Genomic DNA, 26,697 nt, shown 5'->3' with positions numbered 1-26,697 from the left:
AACGACCCGGTTCAAAACAAACTGCAGCGGCGCCAACCTTCCTTAAGAACGCGACCCAATTTGTCGCCATCCCATCATGTCGTCTCCGGGTATCGCACCGAACGGAACGTCATGCCAGCGACGCATAAACGGCCGAGACTCCAATTAGAGGTTTGCCCCCATGAACGTCGAACAAGTTGCCAGACACTGGCTCGATCAGTTACAGAAGCCCAATTCGGATGCTTTCGCACGGCTGTTCACCCAAAACGGTCGCTATATTGATCCAGCGTTCGGATTGGCGCGCCAAGGGCGAGACTTCGTTCGACTGCATCACAAGAAGTGGCACGCGGCGGTACCTGATTTTAGAGCAAACGTCGAGCGCGTGCTCGTGGACGGCCAAACCGCAGTTATCCAGTACGAGGCGACGGGAACGTTCGACGGCGAGCCACTGGGAGCTGGAGAAAACGCTATTCAGCCGACTCACAAGCGATTCAAGGCGCGCGTCGTGATCGTGCTCGATCTTGATGACGACGGTCAAGTTAAGACATGTACTGAATATTACGATCGCTCGATCATGCCAGACGGGGCGACAACACCATACGCCGACGACCCCCGCGGTTTGCAGTAAGCTTGGCAGTAGGGGTTTCGACGGCGCGTCGTGGCAATTGAGCTGCGGGGGGCAAAGAATGCTGCGCTCGGTATTGACGGCGTTCCTTCACCATCACTGTCAGGTCGATAGGTCGTTCGCAACAAGTAGTCGGCCCGCTTGCCGCCACGAAATGATCATTGATCGGACTACGAATTCAACCATCATCAACGGCTCCGTCCAGTCCATCGTACGCGTATAGATTGGAAACACGACGATGCCGTGCACGGCGGCGATCAGACTATCAACCGCGCACTTGGCGTCTATCGAGGGAGAGCCGTAAGCCGCGAGTAGATCCCTGACTATTCGATCGTAAAGAGAATAGGAACGTACCACGATCGGGGAGCGTCCGAAGGGAATTCCGGCTGCGTCCTTGACTATAACTTTGTGCGGCGGAAGAGAGAACAGCGTTTGATAGTGGTCGAAATTGTCGAGCCAGTAATGCGCTACTCCAAGGAAGACCTTGATCACGCGTTGCTCGGGGTCCGGCTCGCTCGCGGCGATTCCCTCGAAAGCTACGACGGCCGAAAGCATGTCCTCTTCGCGGATCGCAAGCAGCAGCGCGCGATGATCGTCAAAGTATTGGTAGATGGTTCCTGGCGAATAGCCGGCCGCTGCCGCGATACTGCGCAGAGATACGTCGTTTGATCCTCGATCAGCCAACAGTTTGCGACCGGCCTTGATGAAGGCCGCACGGAGGTCGTTCTTAGCCTTGGCCGTGTTGGCGCGGGATCGCGGCACTCGTCGTGCCGTCGCAAGCTTGGTTTGACGTGTCTTGCTCAAGTGAACCTCTGGATGTGCCGCCTCTTTCTATGCGCTGAGGAAGTCACACTGCAACAGGTCCTGCCATAATAAATGAACGCGTTCATATATCGATTGACATTATTGAACGCGTTCAGATAAGGTTTGGAAACTCTGGCGGTTGACGCCGCCATCTGAAAAGAACGACGGGAGGCTCGCGGTGGCTCAAATCGATGGCGGCCAGGCGTTGGTCGCGACACTAAAGCGGTTTGGCGTCGACACCATCTTCACGCTGCATGGCGGTCACCTCGACTGCGTCTACCAAGCAGCCGTGGCCGAAGGCTTGCGCATCATCGATCACCGACACGAGCAGGCGGCTGGAATCGCCGCGACCGGATACGCGCGAACGACCGGAAAGGTCGGCGTGGCCATGGTCACCGCAGGTGGCGGCATCACAAACGTGGTCACAGCCATCGCCAACGCCTATTCCGACTGCGTCGCAAGCGTGTTTCTCGGCGGTGCGCCACCATTGCGGGATTTTGACGCGCTGCCGGTCAATAGCGGCTACGACCAATTATCAGTGATGGGTGGCATCACCAAGTGGTGCCATCGTGTCACGCACGTCGAGAGGCTACCGGATCTTCTCGGGCGGGCGTTCCACATCGCGCGGGAGGGGCGCCCCGGCCCCGTTTATCTGGATCTTCCAAGCGATGTGCTGTTCGCTCTGGTCGAAGTGAGCGATCTCGCATATCCGAATGGCGAAGCAAAGATATCGCGGCCCTCGCCATCGAAGGCCGCTGTGGCGACCGCGCTCGAATTGCTGCGAAATGCAGAACGTCCAGTCATACTCGCGGGCGGCGGCGTGGCCTATTCGGGAGGCGCCGGTCTGCTGACGCGTTTTGCCGAACTCGCCGGCATTCCCGTTGCGACCAACAACAAGTCGCGTGGAGCACTGGCGACTGACAATCCCCTCTGGGTCAGAGGTTTTGGAACGCTGGGCGCGGCGGCTGCGCGCGGAGCGGGGCAGCCCGACGTCGTTCTGCTGTTGGGCGCGCGGCTCGGCCTCTATACCGGAGGGCGTCGCAAGTCCGTCATTCCGGCCGATGCCAAGATCATCCAGGTCGATATTGCGGCCGAAGAGATCGGTCGGGTGCGCGATGTCGAACTCGGCGTGGTCTCCGATTGTCGGCAATTGCTGGAGGCGTTGATCGAGCAGGCGGGCAATGGTCCGTGGCCCGACCGCCGCGAGTGGCTGTCCGGTCTGCGCGGGGACAATGCGCCGAAGCCTCCGCTCCCCGGTCCCGGCGACGGCCTCACTCCCGGGGTGCTGGCGTCCACTCTCGCCTCGGCAGCTCCGCCAGACGCGATCTTCGTGCTCGACGGCGGCGAAACTCCGGCCTGGTTCGATGGCTTCGCTGCAAGCAGCAAACCGGGCCGCTGGCTCGGTCACGGCTACATGGGAATCATGGGCGAAGGTATGCCGCTCGCGGTCGGCGCGCAGGTCGCCCATCCCGACAAGCGCGTGATCTGCTTCTCCGGCGACGGTGCCGTGGGGTTCAACTTCGCGGAATTCGACACCATGGTGCGCCATAATCTCCCGGTGGTCGTGGTGGTCAACAACGACCAGCAGTGGGGCATGTCGGCTCACGGCCAAGATCTGATCTTTGGCCCCGGCAAGCGCGTGGCTTCCGAACTCGCAGCAACGCGTTACGATCTCGCGGCGGCAGGGTTCGGAGCGCACGCGGAATACGTGACGAAGGTCGAGGAATTGGGGCCCGCGTTGAAGCGGGCGCTCGCCACGAACCGGCCGGCCTGCGTCAACGTGATGACCAAGCCTGTGATGAACCCGATCACGCAGCGCTTCATGGGACGCGCCGCGGAAGGTCTTCGCAGTCCCGAAGGCAAGGCGCGCGTTCCCTATGCCGACATCCTGGAGGTATGACATGGCATCAAACCGTCGTTTGGACGGCAGAGTCGCGATGGTGGTCGGCGGCGGGTCCGGCATGGGCCAGGCCGTCGCGCGCCGACTGTCGCAAGATGGGGCGGGTCGCCGTAGTCGATCGCGACCTCGACGCAGCGAAGGCTACCGTAGCAATATTGGACGACGAAGGGCTGGCTCTCGCCGCTGATGTTGTCAGCGAGGCCGCCGTCGCGAATGCGACAGATGCAATCGCGAAGTCGTTCGGGCGTCTGGATATCGGCATCAATGCTGCGGGAGTCGGGGTCAGCGTGGCGTTGACCGACCAGACGCTTGAGCAGTGGCAGCGCGTGCAAGACGTCAATCTCACTGGACTATTCCTGTGCTGCAAATATCAGGCGCTGCAAATGAAAGCGCGTGGTGGCGTCATCGTGAACTTCGTCTCCACCAATGCCGAGCAGCCCGGTGAAGGCCTGTCCGCCTACTGTGCTTCCAAAGCCGGCGCGGCCATGCTGACGCGAGTTGCAGCCATGGAATTGGCTGCGCACAAGATCCGCGTCGTCGGCGTCGGTCCCGGCCTCACCGAAACGCCCATGGTCAGCCGGTTGCTTTCGCTGCCGCAAGCCCGGGCCGAGTTCGTAGACAACATCTTGCTTGGCCGTCCCGGTCAGCCGGACGAGGTAGCGGCAGTCGCGGCGTTTCTGGCGTCCGATGAAGCAAGCTATATCACAGGCGACACCATCTACGTCGACGGCGGCGCGCTCAACCGTCGCTATCCTAGCCTAGCTTCCAGGTCGGCTCCTTCGAGGACCGCTTCATGAAGGCGCTATCCTACGCAGGCGAACACTCGGTCCGCTTCGCCGACGTTGCTGCGCCGCAACCGGCAGCAGGTGAGGAGATCGTCGACGTGCTGGTCGCCGGTATCTGCGGCACCGATCTCGGTGCGGTCAGAAGCGGTCGGCCACCGCTCCCGGTAGGCCTGACCATCGGACATGAATTCGTCGGCCGCAGGCAGCGGGACGGTGCGCTCGTCGTCGCCAATCCGATCTTCTCGTGCGGCGAATGTCGCGCCTGTCGCGAGCGGCGCCGCCATCTCTGCGAGAAACGCCAAGTACTGGGCGTTCATCGCAACGGGGCATTTGCCGAAAGCGTCTTGGTGCCGGCCAGCAACCTCGTCGAGGTCGGCACGCTCGACCCGACGCGTGCCGCGATGGTCGAACCGATCGCGACGGCGCTACACGCCTGGCGACTGTCGCCGATGCCGCAACGCGACGTCGCTGTCTTGGGAGCCGGACCCATCGGCATGTCGCTGCTTCACGTACTTAAGGAGAACCGGGTCACCAATATCACGGTCACTGACATCGCCCCTGAACGACGGGCAATGGCCTTGCGCTGCGGCGCAGATATCGCGACCGAGATGGCGGAGAGCGTTTACGAGGCGGTCATTGACACCGTCGGCGCCGTTACGACGCGTCGGAATGCCGTGGAAAACGTCCGTCCGGGAGGCACAGCGGTCCTGGTCGGCTTGCATGCTCCCGAGTTCGCCGTCGCCGGCGGCCCGGTCGTCGCCGGCGAGCGCACGATAAGAGGATCATTCGCCTATTCGCACGACGAATTCGTCGAGGCGGTAGATTTGGCAAAAAGCCTCGATACGCGCTGGATCGCTTCGGTGCCGTTCGACCGCAGTGCGGACGCGTTCGCCGCCCTTTTGACGGGGACCGCCGATCCGGCCTGCATCAAGGTGCATTTCAGTATCACTAATCCGACGGAAGAGCGGATCCAACCGGGGAGGGAAAAATGAAGGCAGTGTTGAAGAAAATCGTTGCGGCGATGGCCGTGATTGCTGCGTCCCAGGCGGCGAACGCGGCGGACGATCCCATCAAGATCGGCGTTCTGTTGTCCACGACGGGCGTCGTCGGCTTCATCGGTGATCCGGAACAGAAGGCCGTGGAGCTCTACGTCAAGAAGATCAATGACGGGGGTGGTCTTCTGGGACGCAGGGTCGAACTCGTTTCGTATGACGATGCATCCGAACCTGCGCGGGCGAGCTCGCTCACCAAGCGGCTGATCGAAGCGGATCACGTCGATCTCGTGATCGGCGGAACCATTACCCCTAACGCGATGGCAATGATCCCGTTGGTCGAACGTGCCGAAATTCCCTACATTTCGGTCGGTGGTGGCCTCCCGATCGTCGATCCCGTGAAGAAGTGGGTGTTCAAGACACCACATACCGATCGTCAGGTCGCGCTGCGCATCCTTCAGGACATGAAGGCAAAGGGCCACACGAAGATCGGTCTTCTATCGGAAACCGCCGGATTCGGCCAATCCGGCCGCAAGGAAATTCTGGAGAATGCCGCCGGTTACGGAATCACCATAATAGCCGATGAAAAGTACGGCCCGAAAGACACCGACGTTACACCGCAGCTCACGACCATCAAGAATGCGCCAGGCGTCGAGGCTCTCTTGATCTTCTGCGGCGCCGGCACCAGCCCGGCGATGGCGGTCAAGAACAAGGCAAGGTTGGATATCAAGCTGCCGCTGTACCTCCCGCACGCTGTCGTCAATCAGGAATTCCTGAACCTGACGGGCAGCTCCTCCGAGGGGGCGCGCATGCCCACGGCCGGTTTCATCATTCCGGAAGGCGTCGCGGCCAACGACCCGCAAAAGCCCGTGATCGACGGCTTCTATGCCGGCTACAAGGAGATGTACAAGGAAGCTCCGTCGCCGTTCGCGGGCAATGCCTACGATGCCATCATCATCGCGATCGATGCGATCCGCCGTGCAGGGTCGACCGATAAGGCAAAGGTACGCCAAGCGATCGAGGAAACGCGCAAACTTCCCGGCCTCAATGGCGTGTTCACTATGTCCGAGACGGACCATCTCGGTCTTGCACTGGAGTCCTTGCGGATGCACGTCGTCAAAGACGGGAAGTTCGTACCGGTAAGCTAATCCCGCGCGCGGGTCAGCTCGCCGATGTGCCTCAAGCCGGATGCCGGCGGGCCGACGTAGCGACCCGGTGCGTGCGCGCCGAAGAGCTCCCCTTCGGCCCCTATGGAGCAACCAATGCTATCGCAATTCCTTCAGTTCCTGCTTGCAGGCCTGACCGTGGGGGCGACCTACGCACTCGCGGCGCTCGGCTACACCCTTGTCTATAATGCGAGCGGAATGATCAATTTCGCCCAGGGCGAATTCATCATGCTCGGCGCGATGACGGCTTCGGCCTTGGTCGCCGCCGGATTTCCATTATTGAGTTCGCTTGCGATCGCCATCGCGTTCACCACGCTCGTCGGTTTTGCCATGGCCAAGTTCGCGGTTGAGCCGGCGCGTACGACTTCGATGACTTCGCTGATCATCATCACGCTCGGAGCGGGCCAGGTAATCCGCGGGGCCGTCGAGATCGGACTAGGCAAAGGAAACCATGCCTTGCCTGGGCTTTCCGACGACCGCCCTCTGAATGTCCTCGGTGCAGCCCTGGCTCCACAGGCGCTTTGGATCATGGGGATCTCACTCGTCATCGTGATCACCCTGTTCTGGTATTTCAACTCGACTATGCACGGGAAGGCTCTGGTGGCCACTTCGCACAATCGGCTGGCCGCTCAGCTCGTCGGTATCAACACGATGGGAGTCTTGACGTTTTCGTTCGCCTTATCGGCGGCGCTGGGTGCGATCGGAGGCGTGCTGCTCGCCCCTATCACCTTCACGAGCTATAGCGCCGGCACGATGCTGGGCCTCAAGGGCTTCGTCGCTGCCGCCTTTGGCGGCCTGGGTAGCTCGGTCGGCGCGGTCGTTGGCGGCTTGGCCCTCGGCGTCATCGAGTCGATGACGGCTGCGTACATTTCCGCCGCCTACAAGGACGCGGTCGCCTTCGTCCTGATTATCCTGCTGTTCCTGCTCGCACCGCACGGTCTCCTCGGTGCCAAGACATCGGACCGGGTATGACCATCTCATCACGCTTCGCCGGAATTGGACTCCTGGCCGCGGGACTGGCGATCTTCCCCTTGTTGGGACCGAACGCCTTCGTCTACGACCTGGCGATTAGAACGATCATCAACGCCGTCGTCGTGATCGGGTTGAACCTGCTGTTCGGCTACACCGGACAGATCAGCCTCGGCCATGCGGGCTTTCTGGGCCTCGGCACATACGCCTCCGCGGTCCTCGCGACGCATGCCGGTTGGGCGCCGCTCGTCGCGCTTGGGATCGGTGCTGCCGGTACCGGGCTTCTGGCGTTCCTGATCGCACGCCCGATATTGAGCCTGAAGGGCCACCACCTGGCGATGGCGACGCTCGGCTTGGGCATCATCATCTCGATCGTGCTCAACAACGAGACGCAATACACGGGCGGGTCGGACGGCATGTCCGTTCCGGCGTTCGCGATTGGCCAATGGCAACTGAGAGGTGACCGCAACTGGTATCTTCTCGTGTCCGCTCTTCTGCTGATCGCCGTGTGGGCAGCAACAAACCTCGTGCATTCGCCCGCCGGCCGGGCATTGCAGGCAATCCATGGATCGGAGGTGGCGGCCCGAGTTGCCGGCATCGACGTCACCAGCGTGAAAGTGAAGGTATTCGTACTCTCCGCGGTGGTTGCGAGCGTCATGGGCAGTCTTGAGGGCCACTACCTGGAGTTCGCGACGCCCGATAGTGCCGGCTTCGTTCGCTCAATACTCCTAATGGCGATGGTAATCGTAGGAGGCATGGCTTCCATTGTCGGATCGTTGATCGGCGCGGTCATGCTGACCGTGCTTCCGCAGGCGCTTTCGGCCTTCCAGGGCGGCGAGACGATCGTGTTCGGCATCATCCTGGTTGCTACGATGATCTTCATGCCCAACGGGCTCGTACCGACCGTACGCGATCGAATGGCGAGGCTACAGTCATGAACGCGCTAGAGGTCAGGAGCCTGTCAAAGCGATTCGGTGGCGTCACGGCGGTCGATGATCTTTCGTTCACCGTGGAACCCGAATCCATCTACTCTATCATCGGGCCAAACGGGGCAGGGAAGACGACCGTCGTCAACCTGCTGTCGGGCATCTATGTACCTACCGCCGGCACCATTACCATGATCGGCGAGCCTACATCCGGCCAATCGCCTGACAGGCTTGCAGAACTCGGGCTTAGCCGCACATTTCAGAATCTCCAGATTTGCATGAACATGGACGCCATTTCGAACGTGATGATTGGCGGTCATATTCGTCTGGATCCGGGCTTCGTGAGCGCGTTGCTGCACCTCCCGCATATACGCAGGCAAGATGCCGGGCTACGCGAAGAAGCGGATGCATTGATGGGGTTCGTCGGGCTGTCCCAATATCGCAAGGCGCAGGCATCGCAAATGCCCTATGGAGCGTTGAAGCGCCTGGAACTAGCGCGGGCTCTGGCCGCGAAGCCAAAGATACTGCTCCTCGATGAGCCGGCGGCCGGTCTCAATCACGTCGAGACCGAAGAAATCTCCGTCCTGATCGAACGCATCGCTGCGACGGGCGTGACTATCGTCTTGGTCGAACACGACATGAAGCTGGTGATGCGGGTATCGACACGGATTCTTGTGCTCGACTACGGCAGAAAGCTTGCCGAAGGACGACCGGAAGAAGTGCGGGCGGACCCGCAGGTCGTGGCGGCCTATCTCGGAGCCGCAGCATGAGCGCCATGCACGTACTGGAATCGAAAGCGGCTTCCATAGGCCACAAGCCGCTGCTCGAAGTCAGAGGTCTTAAAGCGAGATATGGGCCGATCGAAGCGCTGCATGGTCTCGATTTCTCGGTGGGAAGAGGGCAACTGGTCGCCCTCGTCGGTGCGAACGGCGCGGGCAAGACGACGCTCCTGCGCGTGCTCTCCGGAGTTCATCGTGCAGCCACCGGGACGATCCGCTTCGATGGCGTCGATATCTCGCGACTTGCGTCTCACAAGCGCGTGGCACTCGGCATCTGCCAGGCGCCGGAAGGGCGCCAGGTATTCGGCCCGATGTCCGTCGAGGACAACATCCTTCTCGGTGCCTATCGCCGACAAAACGCTCAACTCGACCAACGCATGGAGCAGGCGTATTCGCTTTTCCCTGTCCTGAAGGTGAAGCGCAAGCTACCAGCTGGAACGCTTTCCGGCGGTCAGCAACAGATGCTTGCGATCGCACGCGCGTTGATGGGTGAGCCGAAGCTATTGTTGCTCGACGAACCTTCGCTTGGACTTGCTCCGCTTCTCGCCGCGGAGATCTTGCGAGTGGTGGATCGGTTGCGGCAGGAAGGCATCACCATTCTCCTGGTCGAGCAGAATGCGCGCGCAGCCCTGGCGATTGCCGATGTCGGTTATGTCGTAGAGACCGGCCGGATCCTCAAGTCGGGGTCCGGATCTGACTTGCTGCAAAGCGATGACGTGAAGCGTGCATATCTCGGGATGTAGGATAGAGGCTCAGGTGATAAGCATCGATCATCGGACAATCAAAGCGAACGGAACGTGGCCGAGGCCGGCCGCGGCCCCGCGGTCATTCTCTGTCACGGGTTTCCCGAGACCTGGTACTCCTGGCGACATCAGATCCCTGCGCTTGTTGAAGCCGGCTACCGGGTCATCGCGATGGACATGCGCGGTTTCGGTGAAACGTCGGCCCCCGAGCGCATCGATGACTACACAATGTTGCATCTGGTCGGCGACGTGGTCGGCGTGTTGGACGGGCTAGAACTCCCGAACGCTGTCGTGATTGGTCACGATTGGGGGGCGCCGGTCGCTTGGAATACTGCCTTGATGCGGCCGGATCGCGTTCGCGGTGTCGCCGGATTGAGTGTCCCGTACACGCCGCGCTCTTCAACGAGCCTTCTTCAGGTCATGCGAGCCCGAGGCAATGACGGGTTCTATATGTTGTATTTCCAACAGCCGGACGTTCCCGCAGAACTGGCAAAAGACACCAAGCTGACGCTAAGGCGGATGTTCTACACGCTTTCCGGCGATCCGCCGGAGCCCGAGCGCTGGAATACGTTAGTGCCCCAAGGATGCACCTTCGTGGAAAGCCTTGCCGAACCGCACGAGCTTCCGGCCTGGCTGTCCGAGGAGGACCTGGAGATCTATTCGAAATCCTATCGTCGAAGCGGCTTTCGGGGCGGTCTGAGCTGGTATCGGAACGTCGACCGAAACGTGGAGCTTCTCGCTCCGTTCGACGCAGCCAAGATTTCGGTGCCGGCCCTGTTCATCGGCGGGAAGCGCGATGCGGTCGTGCAATGGAGCGATCAAAGCACCCAACGATTGCCGTCCAATCTCATTGATTGGCGGGGAACGGTACTCATAGAAAGTGCAGGTCATTGGGTGCAGCAGGAAGCTCCCGTGGAAGTAAACGAAGCTCTGCTGCGCTTTCTCGATTCGCTGTCATAGGAGAACAATCTTTATCTTTTCGATAGGCAAAGACGATCCAAACCGGGCGACCGAAGGTCCGATGACCTCTAATCGTCCTCCAGGCACCAATGATGACGACTAAGGAGGAAGCATAGCGTGACCAAATTGGACAAACAGACACTGGAGAATATCGGCCGGTCTTGGGTCGACGGATGGAACAAGTCGAATGCCGATGAGTTCGCGCACCTGTTCAGAGAAGATGGTGAATACCTGGACGCGGCCTTCGGCGCGTTGCGTCGCGGCCGCGATTTCATGAGACTTCATCATCAGCTTTGGCACCGGGCCATTTCCGGCTTTCGAGTGGCTCCAGAGAGATTCATCGCCGGCGATTCCGTCGTGGTGGTTCAAGCGATCGGAGAGGGGACCTTCGACGGGGAAAGCCTCGGCGGAGGCAAGGTGATTGCCACAGGCAAGGCCTATCGTGCTCGTCTGTGCGCGGTATTAGCCGTAGCAGAGGACGGCAAAATAACCCGGTGTTCGGAATATTACGACCGAAGCCTGATGCCAGAGGGAGAGCAGGCTCCATTCCGCGATCTCGACCACATTTAGGAACCGAAGGAGCGACAACATGCCGGTTTCAGAGCTAGGAAAAATCAATCGGAAGGCGCCCGACGTTTCGCGATTTCCTCTCCTCGATCCGCTGCAACTCGGCCATCTGCGCCATATCCAGAATCTTGCCGATCAGCCCGATGGCGAATGGTCGAAGATGGGTATACCGGATCCAGGACAGGAATGGCTCGATTCCTACCGCTATCAGCTTGCGCAGATGGCCTATGCGATCGGCTTGGCTCATTATCATCGACTGCCCGCGGCGCCGGCGGTATTTCGCGGCACTTTCGACAAACTGATCCGCAAGATGTTGCGCCGCGAGGTGTGGGGATATTGGAAGGATACGAGCCAGTCTGGGCCCTACGTTAATCCCGACATCAAAGAACTGCGAAAGGGCTGGGTCGATCCGGTGGTCCGCGAGAACATCATGTATAGCGGGCATCTATCGGCCATGGTGGGCATGTACAGCATGCTGTTCAACGACGATGGCTATGACCGGCCTGATGCGTTGACGTTTGTGCACAACCCGATCTTCTGGGGGATGGGGCCTGAAAAGTTCGAATACAGCCGCAGTACACTCAACGAGGTGATCTATTGGCAGATGGTCAAGAATGGTTGGCTCGGCGTCGCCTGCGAGCCGAATTGCGTCTTCATCGTCTGCAATCAGTTTCCGATGTTGGGCTTTCGCTTCGCGGATTTGCGCAAGGGGACCTCTATCGCCGACGAAACGACGCGCAGTTATCGTCTGGCTTGGGAGAAGAAGGGTATCTTCTCGGAGGAAGGCTGGTTTCACGGTTGGTGGCGCGTCGAGCAGGATGATTTCGTGCCGCCAAAAAGCGTCGGTTGGACCGCATGGGGTGGTGCGGTGATGAATACGTGGAACCGCGATTTCGTGCATGGGATCTATCGAGATCAATTGCGGGGAGTCCTGAAGTACGGCCGTGACGGCCTCGTATCGCTTTACCCGAGCTCCGTGGTGCCGCAGGTGCGCGAGACCCTTGCCAGCGGTCGTCCGGTCGACGGTATCGAGGATCGCGCCTATCCCTGGCCGATGCCGGATTTCGGTTATGTCGCGATGCTGCTCTCCGAGATGGGCGACGCAGACCTCAATGGCATGCTGGCGCATGCCGATCGACACATGTCGCCGACCTGGAGCGATGGCGGCCTTTACTATCCGCGCAGCGATCAAGCCTACGACGAGGACGGCAATCTCATCCGGATGGACAGGCTGACCGGCAACGCGATGTTGGCCTATGCTCGTCTCAACGTGCCAGACGGGCTTTGGGCTCTCTACAACAAGCCTTGGGCCGGCGAGCATTTTGCCCGTCCTGCCCTGCAACGGATCACGTCCAGTGTCGACGTAACGCGCGCTGCGTATGATCAAAACGAGAGATGCTTGGTCGCGACGCTCCAACCGCGAGACGCACACTTGCTACATGTTGAGCTCGACATCGGACCCGTGGCGCCGACCGCAAGTTGGACTCTTTTTGTCGATGACGTAGCGGTCTCCGCCAGTCGAGACGGAGCGCTCGCGAGTGCCGATGCCGTGCACGTCACAGCGCACGACCAAGTCCTCACCGTAGCTCTGCGGCTGGAGAAGCCGACCACGCTCATCCTTGGGTTTGGCGATGTCTGACTGTTGTGGGGGAAAGTCGCACAGCCAGCAGACCGTCCAGGTCGGAGGTATCTTCGATCTGATCGATCATCACGGCATTCCCGTAACCGATCGCAGCTATCGCGGCAAATTCATGTTGCTGTTCTTCGGTTTCACGCACTGCCGGGCCGTGTGCCCGGCAGCTCTCTCACGTCTCTCTCGGGTGATCGACCGGCTCGGGCCGTTGGCCGCGAAGCTCCGGCCGCTCTACGTCACAGTCGATCCGGAGCGCGATACTCCGGCGGTCATGAGGGCCTTCTTGGAAGACAAATTTCCGCACTTCACTGGGCTGACCGGCTCCCGCGACAACATCGAGCATGTCACGGGACTCTATAGGGTGTTCGCGAGGCGCGCGGCGGATCCGGATGATGTGGCCGGATATCAAATGCCCCACACCGCTTTCACCTATTTGGTCGGACCTGACGGCAAGTATATCGCGCATTTCACGGATGCGAACGACGAGGACGAACTCGTCGATCGGATCGGCAGGCACATCCGGGTGCATCCTCCATTGGCGAAATGAATTAGCGTTCGTTGCGGATCCACGTGGAAAGGAGGGCATCGAGGGCCTCTTCCGCCATCCTGATCGGGCTAGACCATTCGAGAGTGTGGGTGTGCAAGGTGAAAGCGATAATGCCGTGAGTCGCCGCGATTAGGGTATCGGTCGCTACCCGAGGTGGGCACGGCGGCGTGGCGTAAGGAGCGAACAGGTCGTCCACCAACTGCCGATAAAGCGAATAGGATCTGAGCACGACAGGCGACCGTCCGAACGGCTGGCGGCCGGCCTTGCTGGATTGTTCGGGACGAATTGAAAACAGGACTCTGAACTCCTCGGGGCGTTTCAACCAGTGCCGGATAGCTGCAAGAAAGACCGACCGCAACCGCTCTTTGGGGTCCGCAATGCGCTTCGCTATCTTTTCCAGATTATCCACGACGCGAGACATGTCCTGCTCGCGAATCGCGATAAACAGCTCGTGTTGATCTCTGAAATACTTATAAACCGTGCCTGGCGAGTACCCGGTCTTTGCTGCAATCTTTCGCAATGAAACGGTCGACGGATCTTCGACAGCGAATAAGTGCCGTCCTACCGCGATTAGATTATCTCTGACATCCGTCTTTTGTTCGTCAGTCCGCGCTCGTGCGCCAGGCGCAGGTCTTCTCGTGAAGACAGGCTTCTTTGGGTTGTTCGATCGTTCGTGTTTCATGCCGAATCTCTACCAGCGGGGCTTCATCTCGCAATCAGGACGTCCCTGACTTACCCACAGAAACCGTCTTGATGGTCCCGACCAGCGCTGCGTTTTTCGACTACCGGACCTGTGCATCGTCGTCATGGTCGGCGGGGCGAATGCGGACTGTGGCGATCCTCGACGGCTACGAACGGGCTTTCTTCCGGAATTTCCAGTGTCGCTTCGCTCTTCGCGCAGCAGACTGGACGTTCCCAACCTAACATGCGGCAGCTTGCGGAAAACCACGCTGGGTTGCCTTTCGGGTCAGCCACCTGCCGAACACCCACCGCAGAGGGCGTGCCCTCAGGGACGAGAGATTTGCGACCAATCACTGCGAGCGGGGTTGGCGCTCCGGCGGTAGCGTTCGAGTGCTCGCGGCAGACGAAGCCGATATCCCCTGTTTGGTAGATGACAGGCAGGGAGTTCCTGTCGATCCTCCGTCCCAGCAAGACGCCTCCCATATTGACCTGGACAGAGGATACGCTCATGTCAAAAACCGAGACAAAGGCTTCCACACTGCTTCCGCAGTACTTCCATCCCGCGACGCAGCTGCTCACTTCGCTCCGCGAGCGCCGCATCGGCGCGGTGGAATTGCTGAACCTGCACCTTGAGCAGGTCGATAGGCACAATCCCGCACTGAACTTAGTCGTTGCGCGTGACGTCGAGGGCGCATTGGCAGCCGCCCGTCGGGCGGACAACGCGGCGCCGTCGGAGCGGGGTGTGCTGCATGGGCTTCCGATGACCATCAAGGACACCTATGAAGTCACGGGTATGCCCGCGACCTGCGGTTTTCCGTTCCTCGCGGACCATTGGCCACAGCAGGATGCGGACGCAGTGGCGCGACTCAAGGCGGCAGGCGCCATCATCTTCGGCAAGACCAATCTGCCCGCGGGCGCCTTCGATTGGCAATCTTACAATCCGCTCTACGGAACCTCGAACAATCCCTGGGATGTAGGGCGAACGCCCGGCGGCTCGTCAGGCGGTTCGGCAGGGGCCATAGCTGCGGGTTTTGCGCCGCTGGAGCTGGGCAGCGACATTGGGGGATCGATCCGCACCCCGGCGCACTTCTGTGGCATCTACGGTCACAAGCCCAGCTACGGCGTGGTGCCTGGACGAGGGCACATTCCGCCGATGCCGGGCCAGTACACGACCTACGAGTTGGGCGTGTGCGGCCCATTGGCTCGGAGCGCTGAGGATCTGGAACTCGCAATGGATGTGCTCGCCGCACCTGCGGAACTGAGCCGACCGGCGTGGAGCGTGAAGATTCCGCCGAGCCGTCATGAGCGACTGAAGGACTTCCGCGTCGCGCTGTGGGCCGACGCCAGCACTTATGCCGTCGATTCGCGTTGCCTGGAAGTCATGCACGTCTACGCGGACGACCTGCGTCGTCTTGGCGTAACTGTGGACGAGAAGGCGCGCCCGAACATCGATTGGCAGGCAGCCTACGAAACCTACATCGCGACGCTGTTCTCGGTAATGGCCAGCGGCCTGCCTCCTGAGGTGGCGCAGCAGCTCGTCGAGTCGGCCGCAAAGCGACCGCCCACCAGTTATCCCGCTCGGGCGGCGCGCGCGGTGACAAGGCGCCATGTAGAATACTTCGAAGTAGTCGAGCAGCGCGAGCGGCTCTTTCGCATCTGGCGGGATTTCTTCACGCGCTATGACCTCTTGATCTGTCCAGTGATGCCGACAGTCGCATACGCACACGATCATCGCGGCGACGGCAGCGCGGCCGATCCAGTCACAATGTGCGAAGCTCGCAGCATGATCGTTGACGGTCAGCCGCGCCCGTATTTCGACGGTCTCCAGTGGCCGTCGCTTGCGGTCTGCGCCAACCTGCCGGCGACAGCGGTACCCACCGGGCGGTTCGTAGACAAGATGCCGATGGGCGTGCAGTTGATTGGGCCGTTCCTCGAGGACCGCACGCCGCTCCGATTTGCTCAGCTTGTCGAACGCGAGCTGGGTGGCTTCGTGCCACCACCAGCCTGCCTGTGAGTTATCGCGCCGCGAGCAAATAGTCGAGACCGTCAACGCCTGGCGCCGCGGGCAGCCACGACGGACGATGCTGCGCGTTTGAAGTGTGAGATCCAGACCTAGGAGACAATGGCATGACCATGCCAGCTTTGCGTACGCTTATACACGGCGGCCCTGTGCTGAGTCAGAATGAGCGGCGGGAAACTCACGAGGCGATCGTCCTTGAAGGAGACATGATACTTGCGACGGGTGCGCTAGACGACATGCGTTCCCTTGCAGGATCCTCGGCCCGGCAAATCGACATAGAAGGCGCCTGCGTGCTTCCGGGGCTGATCGACAATCATCCGCACTTCCTTCATTTCGGCAGTTTCGACGTGCCCTGCATCAAACTCTATGATGCGCGAAACCACGCCGACATCTTCGCCCGCATACGCGAGGGAGCGGCGGTGATACCGCGGGGCGAGTGGATCCTGACAACTCCGGTCGGCGAACCGCATTATTTCATTCGCAGGTCATGGCGCGATCTTCCCGAGGGGCGGCTGCCGAACCGCTGGGAGCTGGATGCGGTCGCCCCAGACCATCCGGTCTGGATACAGGCCTATGCACCGGTAACGCCAAACGTCTGTGCGATGAACTCCAGGGCGCTGCAACTACTCGGCATTGGGCGCGATCTGCCCGACCAAGTCGATAACGTGACGATCGAGAAGAATGCAGATGGTGAGCTTACCGGCATTTTCACCGGGGGCGTGACGAACTACTATAACAGCAGTCCTTTTTGGCTAGGGCACGTGGCGGCGCAGGTGTTTCGTCCAACCGACGACCTCTGGTACCGAGGCGCTCTTGCGGGGCAACTGACGGCCGCCGGCCGAGGCGTGACGGCGGCTTACGAGGGGCACGCGATGGATGCAGCCCACATCGCTGCGTATCAACGTGTTCGCGACGCGAACAACCTGCGCATGCGCGTACTGGCCACCTTGGAAGGTGCCCAACACGCCTTCGACTTCGGTATGGGAATCACCGAAGCGAGCGTTCGCGCGAATTGCGGGCTCGCGGCAAGCCTCATTCAAACCAGCGATCCGCTATATCGTGTCAACGGACTTTCATTGTGTCCATCCGGGCCTGGCTGGCCTGGTATCCTGCGAACCGACGGCGAGTACAAAGACCCTTGTGGTCGCCCCACGAAGGGGCACGCGTTCCTTACGCAAGCGATGATACGCGATACCATTGAATACTGCCTCAAGAACAATGTTCGCTTGAACATGCTGAATTGTAGCCGACCGGAGCATCGAGAGTTCCTCGCTCTTCTCGAGCCATTCCTTGATCAATGGGACGTGCGGACGCGGGAGTGGGTGATCCAGCACAGCATCTTCATTGAGGACGAGCCCATCAAACGATACGCCGAGCTGAAATTTCACCTCACCAGCACGGTCAGCTTTTGTTGGGGCAAGGGCGCCATGTATCAGGAACGTCTGGGTGAGGAAGCCCTCAAGTACCTCGTCCCAATCGGCAAAATGTTCGACTCGGGTGCCAACGTTGGACTTGGCTCGGATTGGGGGCCTGCCAGTTCGTTCGAGCATATGGCGCTTGCCGAGACACGCGAGTTTGCCGGTGCCGGACGCCGACATGACGGTCCCGGATACTCCATCAACCGGCAGCAGGCCCTGGATGGTTGGACGGTCAACAATGCCAAATTAATGCAATGGGAGGGGATCGGGGCGTTGAAGCCGGGCTACAAGGCGGATTTGGCTATCGTCGATCGCAATCCCCAGACTTGCAACGTCGGCGACCTTCCGAAGACCCTAGTCTTGCGGACGGTGCTCGGTGGCAAGGACATATTCGACACCAATACACTGTAAGCGCTCCTTTCTACGCACCTATGCAGTTGAGCGCGGGGATGGGATGAGGTGTCCACCATGAGCGAGGTGGACACGATCGATGATCACTCCAGAAGAACCTTTGAGACTTGAGACGGTCGGCGTGTTGCGCAATGGCCGGCGTCGCTATGATCCGGCCAGCAAACAGCGGCTGGTCGAGGCCTGTCTGCAGTCTGGCGTGTCGCTGGCGGGGCTTGCGCTGCAACACGGCGTGAACGCGAACCTGCTGCGCAAGTGGGTGGCCAAGCGACAACTTCAGAACGGGGATGGCCAGCCGGAGGCGCGGGCGCCGATTGCGCCAGCCTTTATTCCGGTTCGCGCGCCGTCGCCGTCGCCAACTCGATCTGCTGGCGCGATTGCGGTTTGCGCGACGGAGCGATCCTGTGCAGGGCGGCTGACGGCATCGATGCCCAACGGCGTGACGCTTTCGCTGGAAGGCGGCGACGCGCAGTTGCTGTCGGCGGTGATTGAAGCGCTGGGGCGTTGCGATGTTCCGACTGGCGTCTGATCTTCGGGTCTACCTTCACCGCGAACCGATTGACTTCCGGGCGGGCATCAACAGCCTGGCGATCGTGGTCGAGCAGTCGATGGGGCTGGATCCGTTCCAGCGCGCGGTGTTCGCGTTCTGCAATCGTCGCCGCGACCGGATCAAGCTGCTGATTTATGATCGGTCAGGATTTTGGATGCTGCTGAAGCGGCTGGAGGCCGACAGATTCCACTGGCCCCGAAGTCAGGAGGCGGTGCTGACGCTGACGACGGAGGAGCTGCACTGGCTGCTTGACGGCATCAACATCGCGGCGGTGCGTCGTCATCCGGTGCGGCAATATCAGAGCGTGGGCTGAGCGTGTTCGATGCGGGCGGCGTCATCGGGCTTCGGCATGGCCGTTCTCAGATGACGCGGCCGAAGACATGACGAAGACATGGGAGCCCGGTTGACGCGGCGGCATGACTTCGATTCAAGACTCCGATGAGTCGCAAGCCCACGACGCACGAACTGGAAGCCTTGATCGCGGCGCACGCGGCCGAGATCGCGGCGCTGAAGGCCGAAAACGAGAAACTCGCACAACGCGTGCTGCATCTAGAGGAGCAGTTGCGCCTGGAGCGCCTGCACCGGTATGCGCCGAAGAGCGAAAAGCTCAAGGAGCGCATCTTCAACGAAGCCGAGCAGGCCGCCGCTGAAAGCCGGGACGACGACGATGTCGAGGCGGTCGCCGTGCCGGACACGGGATTGCCGGAGGCTCCAAAGCCGGCGCCGAAGGCACGCGGCCGCAAGCCGCTGCCTGACGATCTGCCGCGCCAACGCGTCGAACACGATCTGGGTGAGGATCAAAAGGACTGTCCGTGCTGCCATAATCGGATGCATCGGATGGGCGAGACCGTCACCGAGCAGTTGCACGTCGAGGTCAAGGCGTCGGTGCTGCAACATGTGCGGTTCAAATATGCCTGCCGTCACTGCGAGCGCACCGCGCTGAACACCCCGATTGTGACCGCGCCGATGCCGGCGCAGCCGCTGCCGGGTAGCGTCGCCACGCCATCGACGCTGGCGCTGGTGCTCGCCAACAAATACGTCGACGGCACGCCGCTGTACCGTGTGGCGGACGCGCTGGGGCGCGCCGACGTCAGCATCAGCCGCGGGACGCTGGGCAACTGGGTGATCCGGGCGAGCGAGTTGCATCTGCATCGGGTCTATGACGCGCTACAGCAAAAGCTCATGTCGCAGCCCCTGGTCCACGGCGACGAAACCTGGGTCCAGGTTCTTAAAGAGGACGGCCGTGATGCGCAGGCCAAATCCTTCATGTGGGCCTATCGCAGCGGCCAGGACTGCGCGCAGCCGGTCGTGCTGTTCGATTACCAGCCCGGTCGCGGCCAGCAACATCCTCAGGCCTTCCTGGCCGGCTATCGCGGCTTGTTGATGAGCGACGGCTATGACGCCTGGCGCACGCTGACAGGCGCGACCCATCTCGGCTGTATGGCGCATGCGCGCAGGAAATTTACCGATGCGCTCAAGGCCAGGACAAAGCCTGGCGGTCCGCCATTGCAGGCGCTCAAGTTCTTCGAGGCGTTGTACGAGGTCGAGAGGGTGGCGCGCCAGACGCCGCCCGACGGCGAAACGCGCGCCGCATACACCTTGCGGCTGCGCCAGCAGCATAGCCTGCCGGTATTGGCCGCCTTCCGGACCTGGCTCGACGACCAGGCGCCGAAGGTGCTACCCGAAAGCTTGACCGGCAAGGCGATCGCCTATGCACGCAACCAATGGGATTATCTGACCCGTTACACCAGTGACGGTCTCGCCCCGATCGATAACAATGTTCTGGAGCGCGACATCAGGCCGTTTTGCACCGGACGAAAAAGTTGGCTGTTCAGCGACACCGTTGCCGGCGCCAAGGCAAGCGCCGTGATCTACAGTTTGGTGCTGACATGCCGGGCATGCGGCGTCGATCCCTATGCATGGCTACGTCACGCGCTCACCGAATTGCCCCAACGCGCGCCAGACGCCGATATCGAAGATCTGTTGCCGTTCAATTGCACCGCTCAAAAAAACCTGCCAGCTGACAACGACAGCGGCTGACCGTCAAACGCTCAGGATCAATCAAGCCGTTCCGATGATCCCGCTGGGCCCCGGCGCCACGCGACGCCGCGGCCAGCCGCGCGCGCAGCCTGTGCAGTAAAATGCGCGCTTACAATACACTTCCACGCCTGGACGAGGCGGATTTGCGGCCAGAACGGGTGCAACACGTGGAGAAAGGATCTCCTCACGGCGGCAGGGGACATGTCTGCGGTCCGCAATGTAGCCACGCGGCACATTGAGGCAGCGATGCTGCCCTGTGCAGCCAAGGAAAGAGGTTCGATACCCTCCGTTCAGATCGAACGGAGGCTGGTCTTTCGACCAGATCGCTTGAGGCAACCCGTTCCTCAATTGAAAAGGTACTAGCGACCTGCCTTCACCGAGAGCATCGCACGGACTGTCATCCGGAGCGCGGTCAGAAGCACCTCTTGCTGACTAGGATCTCGCGCTACCGCGATGGCCGCCTCACGCCCGGCCCCCACGATCAGTGTGGCGCAGGCGGTTGGCGAGACGCTGCCAGCGAGCTTCCGCTCCAAATCATCCACGATCATTCTGCGAAAGTGAGCGGATGTTTCTCCGACGACGGGTTCGAGAAGCGGGCTGAGCGCCGGCGTGAGCATCATGTAGAACCGCCCGACCTTGGGTTCCGCACAAATCTCGAGCAGGGCCGCCATCAGGGCGGTTATCCGGTCCTCAACCGTGGTGCTGGCATTGCGTGCCTGCTCGCCGCGTACACGGACGCGCTCGCCGATGATGCGGTATTGATCGCGGAGCATCTCGTCGATGCCGCCTGGAAAGTAGGTGTAGGCCGTTGTTTTGGATGTGCCGGCTTGTTTTGCAACCGCGTCAACGGAGCAGGCCGCAAGACCTCCGGCCTCGAACAGATCAAGTGCTGTGTCCAGGAGTTCCTGCCGGGTTCTCAGGCGATTGCGATCGCGGAGTCGGACAGGCGCTTTCTGCTTCATCCCTGCAGTATAGCCCACAAATTGGGCAGAGAAAAGACTAAATGTCCGGCTTGACATAAATCTGAACTAATTGTTCAATTTACGCAAAGGCGCCCGGTAACGTTCCGACGATGGAATGTCCCAAAGGATCGGCGAAATCGCCTAATTGAGGGAGGTAAAGGCCATGGGCTTAAATCGCTTGCGCGGGAAGACCGCTATTGTCACTGGTTCCGGCCAAGGGATTGGCGCTGCAATTGCTAGGGTCTTTGCGGACGAGGGTGCCAAGGTTGTTATTGCAACTCGAACAGAGAGCCATGGCCAGGCGACGCTGTCCGACATCATTGCCGCGAAAGGCGAGGCTGCCCTCCGCGTCGTAGACGTCGGAGTCGCGGCCGAGATCGAGCAGGCCGTTTCCTTCGCGGTCTCCAGGTACGGCAAGCTTGATATCGTCGTGCACAACGCCGCCTCCTTTGCCGCTGGTATGGTCGAGGAGTTGGATGATGCCCTGTTGGAAGAGTCGTTGAGCGTTAATCTCAAGGCAGCGTTCCGACTCTCAAAAGCCGCGATCCCGCATCTTCGCCGCCGAGGCGGCGGCCGATTGCTATTTACTTCCTCGGTCACAGGGCCTCGCGTGGCTATGCCGGGAGCCTCCTACTATGCAGCAAGCAAGAGTGGCCTGAACGGCTTCATCCGCACGGCGGCGATCGAGCTGGCAAGGGACCGGATTACAGTCAATGGCGTTGAGCCGGGTTTCATTAAGACGCCAGCCATGAACTTGCTTGCGGATGAAGAAGGGCAAAGGGTCATGGCGAAGTATGTACCGATCGGCGCCCTTGGCCGACCGGAAGATATCGCCTACGCAATGCTGTACCTTGCGAGCGACGAGGCCTCTTACGTGACCGGTCAAACCATCGTGGTCGACGGCGGTAGCACTCTGCCTGAGAGCCCGACCTTCGCGGACGAAGCTGCAGGGGTGAAGAGCCTTGATCAGATCTAGTCCGCGAGCGATCTCAACCGCCGCCTTCCGGAAGGACTCAAAATGGATTTCGCGTCCCGGAAGCGTCTACCGGGCAAAGCGCAGCTATGGAAAACAGTCTGATGTCCACTGAGATGGCTCTGCTAGCACGCCGTCATCGCGCTCTTGGGCAGCATTCGCCGTTGATGTACGACACGCCTCTGCACATTGTTCGGGGCGAGGGAGTGTGGGTCGAGGATGTCCACGGCCGCCGATACCTCGACGTCTACAATAACGTTCCCCATGTCGGCCACTGCCACCCTCATGTTGTGGAGGCGATCTGCCGCCAGGCAGGCACACTCAATGTCCACACCCGCTATCTGCATGAAAACGTCGTCAAGTACGCTGAGAGATTGACGGCCACCTTCGATCCTTCCCTGTCCGTGGCAATGTTCACCTGTACCGGTACGGAGGCCAACGAACTTGCGCTACGCATCGCGCGCTTCGTCAGCGGCGGTACAGGTGTGATTGTCAGCTCGTTCAGTTATCACGGCAATTCCGCCGCGCTTGCTGCCGTGACGACAGGCCTTTCCGCGCCCGAGGCGTTGGCGCCCCATGCGCGTGCGGTATCCATCCCCGATTTGAACCATTTTGAGGGCGATCCAGCACAACTCGCACAGGATTACGCAGACCGCGTCGGTGAAGCCGTTCAATCATTGAATGCCGTGGGCATCAAGCCCGCAGCAATCTTGTTCGACGCGCTTTTTTCGACCGAAGGATTGCCTCGCGTTCCGAAGGGCTTTCTGGAACAGGCGGTCGCGCATGTGCGCAAGGCAGGCGGCCTCTTTATTGCGGATGAGGTGCAAGGTGGTCTTGGCCGAACAGGCCAACACATGTGGTCGCACCAAGCTTACGGCGTCGTGCCCGATCTGGTCACTCTCGGAAAGCCGCTTGGCAATGGGCATCCTTTGGCTGGGGTCATTACACGGCCTGATTTGTTGGAGGCGTTCGCGTCATCCGCTCTGTACTTCAACACCTTCGCGGGAAATCCAGTGTCAGCCGCCGCGGGTTTGGCTGTTCTCGATGTGATGGAGCGCGAAAACCTGGTGGAAAATGCCAAGTCAATTGGAAGCTATCTCCAGCAAGACCTGTCCAGACTTGCCATGAAACATGATCTCATCGGGAGCGTGCGCGGGAATGGCCTGTTCTTCGGACTGGAACTTCTCCGCGGGCGCGGTATCCCGGCTACTCAGGAGACGAAGCGCCTGGTCAACGTGATGCGGGACAGGGGCGTCCTCATCAATCGAATCGGGCCCCACGATAACGTGCTTAAGATGCGACCGCCGATGCCGTTCTCGAAGGCCAACGCGGAGCGATTGTTGTCCACCCTTGACGATGCGCTGGCTTCGCTATGAGGCAAGAGATGAACGAGTTTCTGGCACTCGATCTGGAAGAGCAAGTCGCGGCAATGACTGAGGTGGCGCGAGCAGCCCTGCGCCGTTGGGCTGGAAACTTTGAGGAGATAACTCTTGTCAAGTACAGGGAGAACGCCGTCTTTCGACTACGCGACGGCAATGGTGACCGATTTGCACTACGGGTTCACAGGAGCGGCTATCACAACGATGTAGAGCTCAAATCGGAATTGCTATGGATGTCGGAGCTTGCTGCGGCATCGTTCGATGTGCCGGCCGTCATCCCGGCCAAAAGCGGCTCGCTGTTCGTGAAAGCGACTGGTCCCAAGATTTCCGGGTCACTTCAGGTGGACATGCTTGCCTGGCTCGAGGGGGACCCGCTCGGCTCGATCGAGACCGGCTTTTCCTGCGGGTTCGACGAACTCAGAGGTTTCTATCATCAGGTCGGCCAGCTTGCTGCGCGCTTGCACGATCAAGCAGCGGCGTGGCAGCTACCTCTAGGTTTTGCGCGCCACGCGTGGGACGCTCAAGGCCTTCTTGGGCCGAATCCCTTTTGGGGAGATTTTCGCAATCTGCCCGACTTGTCGGCACATCTTCCACTCATCGACGAGGCATGTGCAAAGGCTCAACACGATCTTCGCCTGATGGGACGGTCCCGCGAGAATTATGGGCTCATTCATGCCGACCTGGTCCCGGAAAATGTTCTGCGTAACGGTGGCCGGCTCATGCTTATCGACTTCGACGATGCCGGATTTGGGTGGCACATGTTCGAACTAGCTACCGCGCTTTTTTGGCACACCGATCGTCCGTACTATCGCACGATCCACGACGCGCTGGTGGCGGGATATCGTTCAGTGCGTCAACTTTCGCCGGCGCAGTGGCAGCAGCTTCCGTTGTTTTTGTATCTGCGGGGGCTCACGTACCTGGGTTGGGTGCAAACCCGGAGCGAGACCGAGACCGCGCGGGAGCTTACTCCCATGCTGATTGAAAAAGCCGTCTTATTGGCGAACGAATATTTGAAGCATCATGGGTCGCTCAGAGCTAGTCGAGGTTCCTTGATGTCAAGCTGAATTGTGCCGACGTCGCGCAGTCTACGAGAGCGGGGTGCTTGGCCTGAGTAGGGTAACTGCATTTGCTTGGTGAGGTCTGCAATGGAAGCTATCCCTGTCGACGTCCCTGTTCTCACAGCCGACGCGCTTCTGCTGAAACTGTACGACTGCTGCGCCGATCCAAGACGATGGCCCGGGGTAATGGATTTGTTGTGTGCCGAACTTGGCGCACATTCCGCCGTCGTACAGGGCCTCAGTCTGGAAGGACCTCGTGCGGCTACCTTCTGGGTGGCTCACGACTCGCGTACCAATCTTGCTCCCTATCAAGCGTCCATCTCGGACACCGGTAACCCGCGACTCGATGGAAAGCGTCTCCAGAACGCAGCGGGGCGCCTCGTGGAAGACAAGGACTTGTTCGACGACAGCGAACGCCCAATTCAGCAAAGGCTTCAGCAGCAGCTTTCCGCAATTGGATATGGACGTTTCCTTGGCGGGCTGATGCCAATTGGCGGCTGCAACTACATGGCGCTCGCGCTCCACCGCGAGGTCGGTGATCGCTGCAACTTCTCCGATCGCCAGATGGATCGGCTACTAAAGCTCCTGCCTCATTTTGCGCAGGCACTGCGGCTCAGCAAATCGATTGCCTGTAGCCGCTCTGCGGAAGCGCTGTTACGTGGTCATTTGGAGCGCTGGGAATGCGGTCTCATTGTATGCGACGCAGAGGGCCAGATGTTGTGGCGCAACCAGCGTGCCCACGACGCGCTGAATTGCAGCGGCGGATTGCGGCTGCGCAATGGTCAGTTGTACGCCTCGAACGCCGAAGCTCAGCAGCGCCTGGCCGCGGCCCTGCGTCGGCAGGTTGGCCGCAGCGCTCCCAGCTTTGTCGCCCTCGAAGCGGGCGGGCGCCGCTGGCAACTTGCGTTGCAAGAGCTCGAACCTGCGACCTCGGCGAGTGCAGATACACTGTTGCTGATCGCGTTTACCGGCGATCAGCCGGTCGGTGTGATTCCCGCAGAATCGCTTGTCACATTGTTCGAGTTGACCGACGCGGAATCGCGCCTCACCAGCGCTCTGGTCGCCGGCGTTAGGCTGGAGGAGTACGCGGCGCGCCGCGGTGTCGAACTGAGTACCGTCCGCTATCAGCTCAAGCAGGTGCTGGCCAAAACCGGGACTCGCCGGCAGGTTGACCTCGTTCGCCAAATTCTCTGCTCCGCTGCGGCCCGCGTCGTCGGTCCGCGCCAGGAAATCGCGCCAGTCGGTGCGCATTGAACATTATCTGCGCCGGCGCTTAACATCATTTTCCTCATTGGAGTGAGAGCGCGCGGCGGCCCGGTTCGCAATGCACCGTTTGAACTCGTATTCTGCATGCTACAACGCCACTCACGGTCGCGGAGCAAGCTCGATCTCCAGGTGGTGACGGCGCATGCTTCATCACTGGCGCATGTTGAGGTTGTCGCACCCTTTGGGCTTTCAGATCGCGGCGCGAAGCTGCGCCTACGTCGATCGGTGTGGCCGTTGCACCAAAATGCATCCCTAGCGATTAAAATACTTTGACGCGGACGATGTCCCCAGTTTGGTGGATGACGCGCTCCGGTCGCTTGCACATGCTCCGCATCCCGGCCATGGCCGCCTGCGGCTACGGGCTCGGCTGGGAAAGCTACGGAATCTGGTGCGGCCTCTGCCTCGGCTTCGCCGTGACGAGCCTTCTGCTCGGCTGGCGCTTCCTCGCCGACCTGCAAAAAGTTCTGAGGCCGGTGCAGACAAAAGACGAGCCCGCAGAAGCGCAGCGGGAATCGAGTTGAATACCCGGGGCAAGATCGATTCCCAGGTCCGCCGCTGCGGAGAAGA

Annotated in this window: 26 protein-coding genes; 23 read left to right on the top strand and 3 right to left on the bottom strand. The window is 60.5% G+C overall.

Annotation, left to right across the window (positions count from 1 at the left end; translation table 11 throughout):
• Positions 1-160: 160 nt before the first annotated feature.
• A complete protein-coding gene (locus tag HAP48_RS48845; protein ID WP_166208262.1) occupies positions 161-607 on the top strand; it encodes a nuclear transport factor 2 family protein in 447 nt (148 codons plus the stop codon).
• A gap of 99 nt (positions 608-706) precedes the next feature.
• Here HAP48_RS48845 and HAP48_RS48840 read toward each other — a convergent pair whose 3' ends face one another.
• Positions 707-1,408 carry a TetR/AcrR family transcriptional regulator gene (locus tag HAP48_RS48840; RefSeq protein ID WP_166208259.1) on the bottom strand — a complete coding sequence of 234 codons (702 nt, stop codon included), beginning with the start codon at positions 1,406-1,408 and terminating at the stop codon, positions 707-709.
• Between the two features lie 178 nt (positions 1,409-1,586).
• On the opposite strand from HAP48_RS48840, the gene HAP48_RS48835 reads away from it, so the two are divergent.
• The 12 genes from HAP48_RS48835 to HAP48_RS48780 all read left to right on the top strand — a co-directional run bounded on the left by HAP48_RS48835 (position 1,587) and on the right by HAP48_RS48780 (position 13,375).
• Positions 1,587-3,308 (top strand): thiamine pyrophosphate-binding protein, encoded by a 1,722-nt coding sequence (locus HAP48_RS48835; protein WP_166208256.1) that lies wholly within the window; start codon positions 1,587-1,589, stop codon positions 3,306-3,308.
• Positions 3,309-3,403: 95 nt separating this feature from the next.
• Positions 3,404-4,105, top strand: a complete 702-nt coding sequence (locus HAP48_RS48830) for an SDR family NAD(P)-dependent oxidoreductase (RefSeq protein ID WP_166208253.1) — start codon at positions 3,404-3,406, stop codon at positions 4,103-4,105.
• The gene (locus HAP48_RS48825) at positions 4,102-5,085 is read left to right on the top strand and encodes a zinc-dependent alcohol dehydrogenase (RefSeq protein ID WP_166208250.1); all 984 of its coding nucleotides are present in this window, start codon (positions 4,102-4,104) and stop codon (positions 5,083-5,085) included. Before HAP48_RS48830 ends, HAP48_RS48825 begins: the two co-directional genes overlap by 4 nt.
• Positions 5,082-6,233, top strand: coding sequence for an ABC transporter substrate-binding protein (locus HAP48_RS48820; RefSeq protein ID WP_166208247.1), 1,152 nt, complete (start codon positions 5,082-5,084; stop codon positions 6,231-6,233). The genes HAP48_RS48825 and HAP48_RS48820 overlap by 4 nt, the downstream gene beginning before the upstream one ends.
• Positions 6,234-6,347: 114 nt before the next feature.
• A complete protein-coding gene (locus HAP48_RS48815; protein WP_166208244.1) occupies positions 6,348-7,223 on the top strand; it encodes a branched-chain amino acid ABC transporter permease in 876 nt (291 codons plus the stop codon).
• A complete protein-coding gene (locus tag HAP48_RS48810) occupies positions 7,220-8,158 on the top strand; it encodes a branched-chain amino acid ABC transporter permease (protein WP_166208241.1) in 939 nt (312 codons plus the stop codon). The genes HAP48_RS48815 and HAP48_RS48810 overlap by 4 nt, the downstream gene beginning before the upstream one ends.
• Positions 8,155-8,916 carry an ABC transporter ATP-binding protein gene (locus HAP48_RS48805; protein WP_166208238.1) on the top strand — a complete coding sequence of 254 codons (762 nt, stop codon included), beginning with the start codon at positions 8,155-8,157 and terminating at the stop codon, positions 8,914-8,916. Before HAP48_RS48810 ends, HAP48_RS48805 begins: the two co-directional genes overlap by 4 nt.
• A gap of 50 nt (positions 8,917-8,966) precedes the next feature.
• Entirely contained in the window at positions 8,967-9,668 is a 702-nt protein-coding gene (locus HAP48_RS48800) for an ABC transporter ATP-binding protein (protein ID WP_210293149.1), read from the top strand.
• A gap of 54 nt (positions 9,669-9,722) precedes the next feature.
• Positions 9,723-10,628 (top strand): alpha/beta fold hydrolase, encoded by a 906-nt coding sequence (locus HAP48_RS48795; RefSeq protein ID WP_166208235.1) that lies wholly within the window; start codon positions 9,723-9,725, stop codon positions 10,626-10,628.
• 117 nt (positions 10,629-10,745) lie between these two features.
• The gene (locus HAP48_RS48790; RefSeq protein ID WP_166208232.1) at positions 10,746-11,198 is read left to right on the top strand and encodes a nuclear transport factor 2 family protein; all 453 of its coding nucleotides are present in this window, start codon (positions 10,746-10,748) and stop codon (positions 11,196-11,198) included.
• A gap of 19 nt (positions 11,199-11,217) precedes the next feature.
• Positions 11,218-12,834 (top strand): linalool dehydratase/isomerase domain-containing protein, encoded by a 1,617-nt coding sequence (locus HAP48_RS48785; RefSeq protein WP_166208229.1) that lies wholly within the window; start codon positions 11,218-11,220, stop codon positions 12,832-12,834.
• On the top strand, positions 12,815-13,375 hold the full coding sequence (locus tag HAP48_RS48780; RefSeq protein WP_224496876.1) for an SCO family protein: 561 nt from the start codon (positions 12,815-12,817) through the stop codon (positions 13,373-13,375). The genes HAP48_RS48785 and HAP48_RS48780 overlap by 20 nt, the downstream gene beginning before the upstream one ends.
• Before the next feature lies 1 nt (position 13,376).
• Here HAP48_RS48780 and HAP48_RS48775 read toward each other — a convergent pair whose 3' ends face one another.
• On the bottom strand, positions 13,377-14,057 hold the full coding sequence (locus HAP48_RS48775) for a TetR/AcrR family transcriptional regulator (protein WP_166208226.1): 681 nt from the start codon (positions 14,055-14,057) through the stop codon (positions 13,377-13,379).
• 507 nt (positions 14,058-14,564) lie between these two features.
• Between HAP48_RS48775 and HAP48_RS48770 the strand changes: the two genes are divergently transcribed.
• The 5 genes from HAP48_RS48770 (at position 14,565) to tnpC (ending at position 20,492) form a co-directional block, all read left to right on the top strand.
• Positions 14,565-16,070, top strand: a complete 1,506-nt coding sequence (locus tag HAP48_RS48770) for an amidase (RefSeq protein WP_166208223.1) — start codon at positions 14,565-14,567, stop codon at positions 16,068-16,070.
• 113 nt (positions 16,071-16,183) lie between these two features.
• Positions 16,184-17,905 (top strand): amidohydrolase, encoded by a 1,722-nt coding sequence (locus tag HAP48_RS48765; protein ID WP_166208220.1) that lies wholly within the window; start codon positions 16,184-16,186, stop codon positions 17,903-17,905.
• A gap of 79 nt (positions 17,906-17,984) precedes the next feature.
• The gene (gene tnpA, locus HAP48_RS48760; RefSeq protein ID WP_166205731.1) at positions 17,985-18,431 is read left to right on the top strand and encodes an IS66-like element accessory protein TnpA; all 447 of its coding nucleotides are present in this window, start codon (positions 17,985-17,987) and stop codon (positions 18,429-18,431) included.
• Positions 18,412-18,765 (top strand): IS66 family insertion sequence element accessory protein TnpB, encoded by a 354-nt coding sequence (gene tnpB, locus HAP48_RS48755; protein WP_166205730.1) that lies wholly within the window; start codon positions 18,412-18,414, stop codon positions 18,763-18,765. Before tnpA ends, tnpB begins: the two co-directional genes overlap by 20 nt.
• A 125-nt stretch (positions 18,766-18,890) precedes the next feature.
• Positions 18,891-20,492 (top strand): IS66 family transposase, encoded by a 1,602-nt coding sequence (tnpC, locus tag HAP48_RS48750; RefSeq protein ID WP_166205729.1) that lies wholly within the window; start codon positions 18,891-18,893, stop codon positions 20,490-20,492.
• Positions 20,493-20,851: 359 nt separating this feature from the next.
• On the opposite strand, the gene HAP48_RS48745 is transcribed toward tnpC, so the two are convergent.
• Positions 20,852-21,454: a TetR/AcrR family transcriptional regulator gene (locus HAP48_RS48745; RefSeq protein ID WP_166208217.1), complete on the bottom strand. Its 603-nt coding sequence runs from the start codon at positions 21,452-21,454 to the stop codon at positions 20,852-20,854.
• 163 nt (positions 21,455-21,617) lie between these two features.
• Between HAP48_RS48745 and HAP48_RS48740 the strand changes: the two genes are divergently transcribed.
• The 5 genes from HAP48_RS48740 to HAP48_RS48720 all read left to right on the top strand — a co-directional run bounded on the left by HAP48_RS48740 (position 21,618) and on the right by HAP48_RS48720 (position 26,651).
• The gene (locus tag HAP48_RS48740; protein WP_166208214.1) at positions 21,618-22,430 is read left to right on the top strand and encodes an SDR family oxidoreductase; all 813 of its coding nucleotides are present in this window, start codon (positions 21,618-21,620) and stop codon (positions 22,428-22,430) included.
• Between the two features lie 101 nt (positions 22,431-22,531).
• A complete protein-coding gene (locus HAP48_RS48735) occupies positions 22,532-23,803 on the top strand; it encodes an aspartate aminotransferase family protein (RefSeq protein WP_166208211.1) in 1,272 nt (423 codons plus the stop codon).
• An 8-nt stretch (positions 23,804-23,811) separates the two neighbouring features.
• Positions 23,812-24,870 carry a phosphotransferase enzyme family protein gene (locus tag HAP48_RS48730; protein WP_166208208.1) on the top strand — a complete coding sequence of 353 codons (1,059 nt, stop codon included), beginning with the start codon at positions 23,812-23,814 and terminating at the stop codon, positions 24,868-24,870.
• 375 nt (positions 24,871-25,245) lie between these two features.
• On the top strand, positions 25,246-26,118 hold the full coding sequence (locus HAP48_RS48725; RefSeq protein ID WP_166208205.1) for a helix-turn-helix transcriptional regulator: 873 nt from the start codon (positions 25,246-25,248) through the stop codon (positions 26,116-26,118).
• A 335-nt stretch (positions 26,119-26,453) separates the two neighbouring features.
• Positions 26,454-26,651, top strand: a complete 198-nt coding sequence (locus HAP48_RS48720) for a hypothetical protein (protein WP_166208202.1) — start codon at positions 26,454-26,456, stop codon at positions 26,649-26,651.
• Positions 26,652-26,697: the final 46 nt, after the last annotated feature.

Origin of the sequence: Bradyrhizobium septentrionale, from assembly GCF_011516645.4 — a bacterium.
In the GTDB taxonomy this organism is placed as follows: domain Bacteria; phylum Pseudomonadota; class Alphaproteobacteria; order Rhizobiales; family Xanthobacteraceae; genus Bradyrhizobium; species Bradyrhizobium septentrionale.
This window is presented reverse-complemented; position numbering and strand designations above follow the sequence as displayed.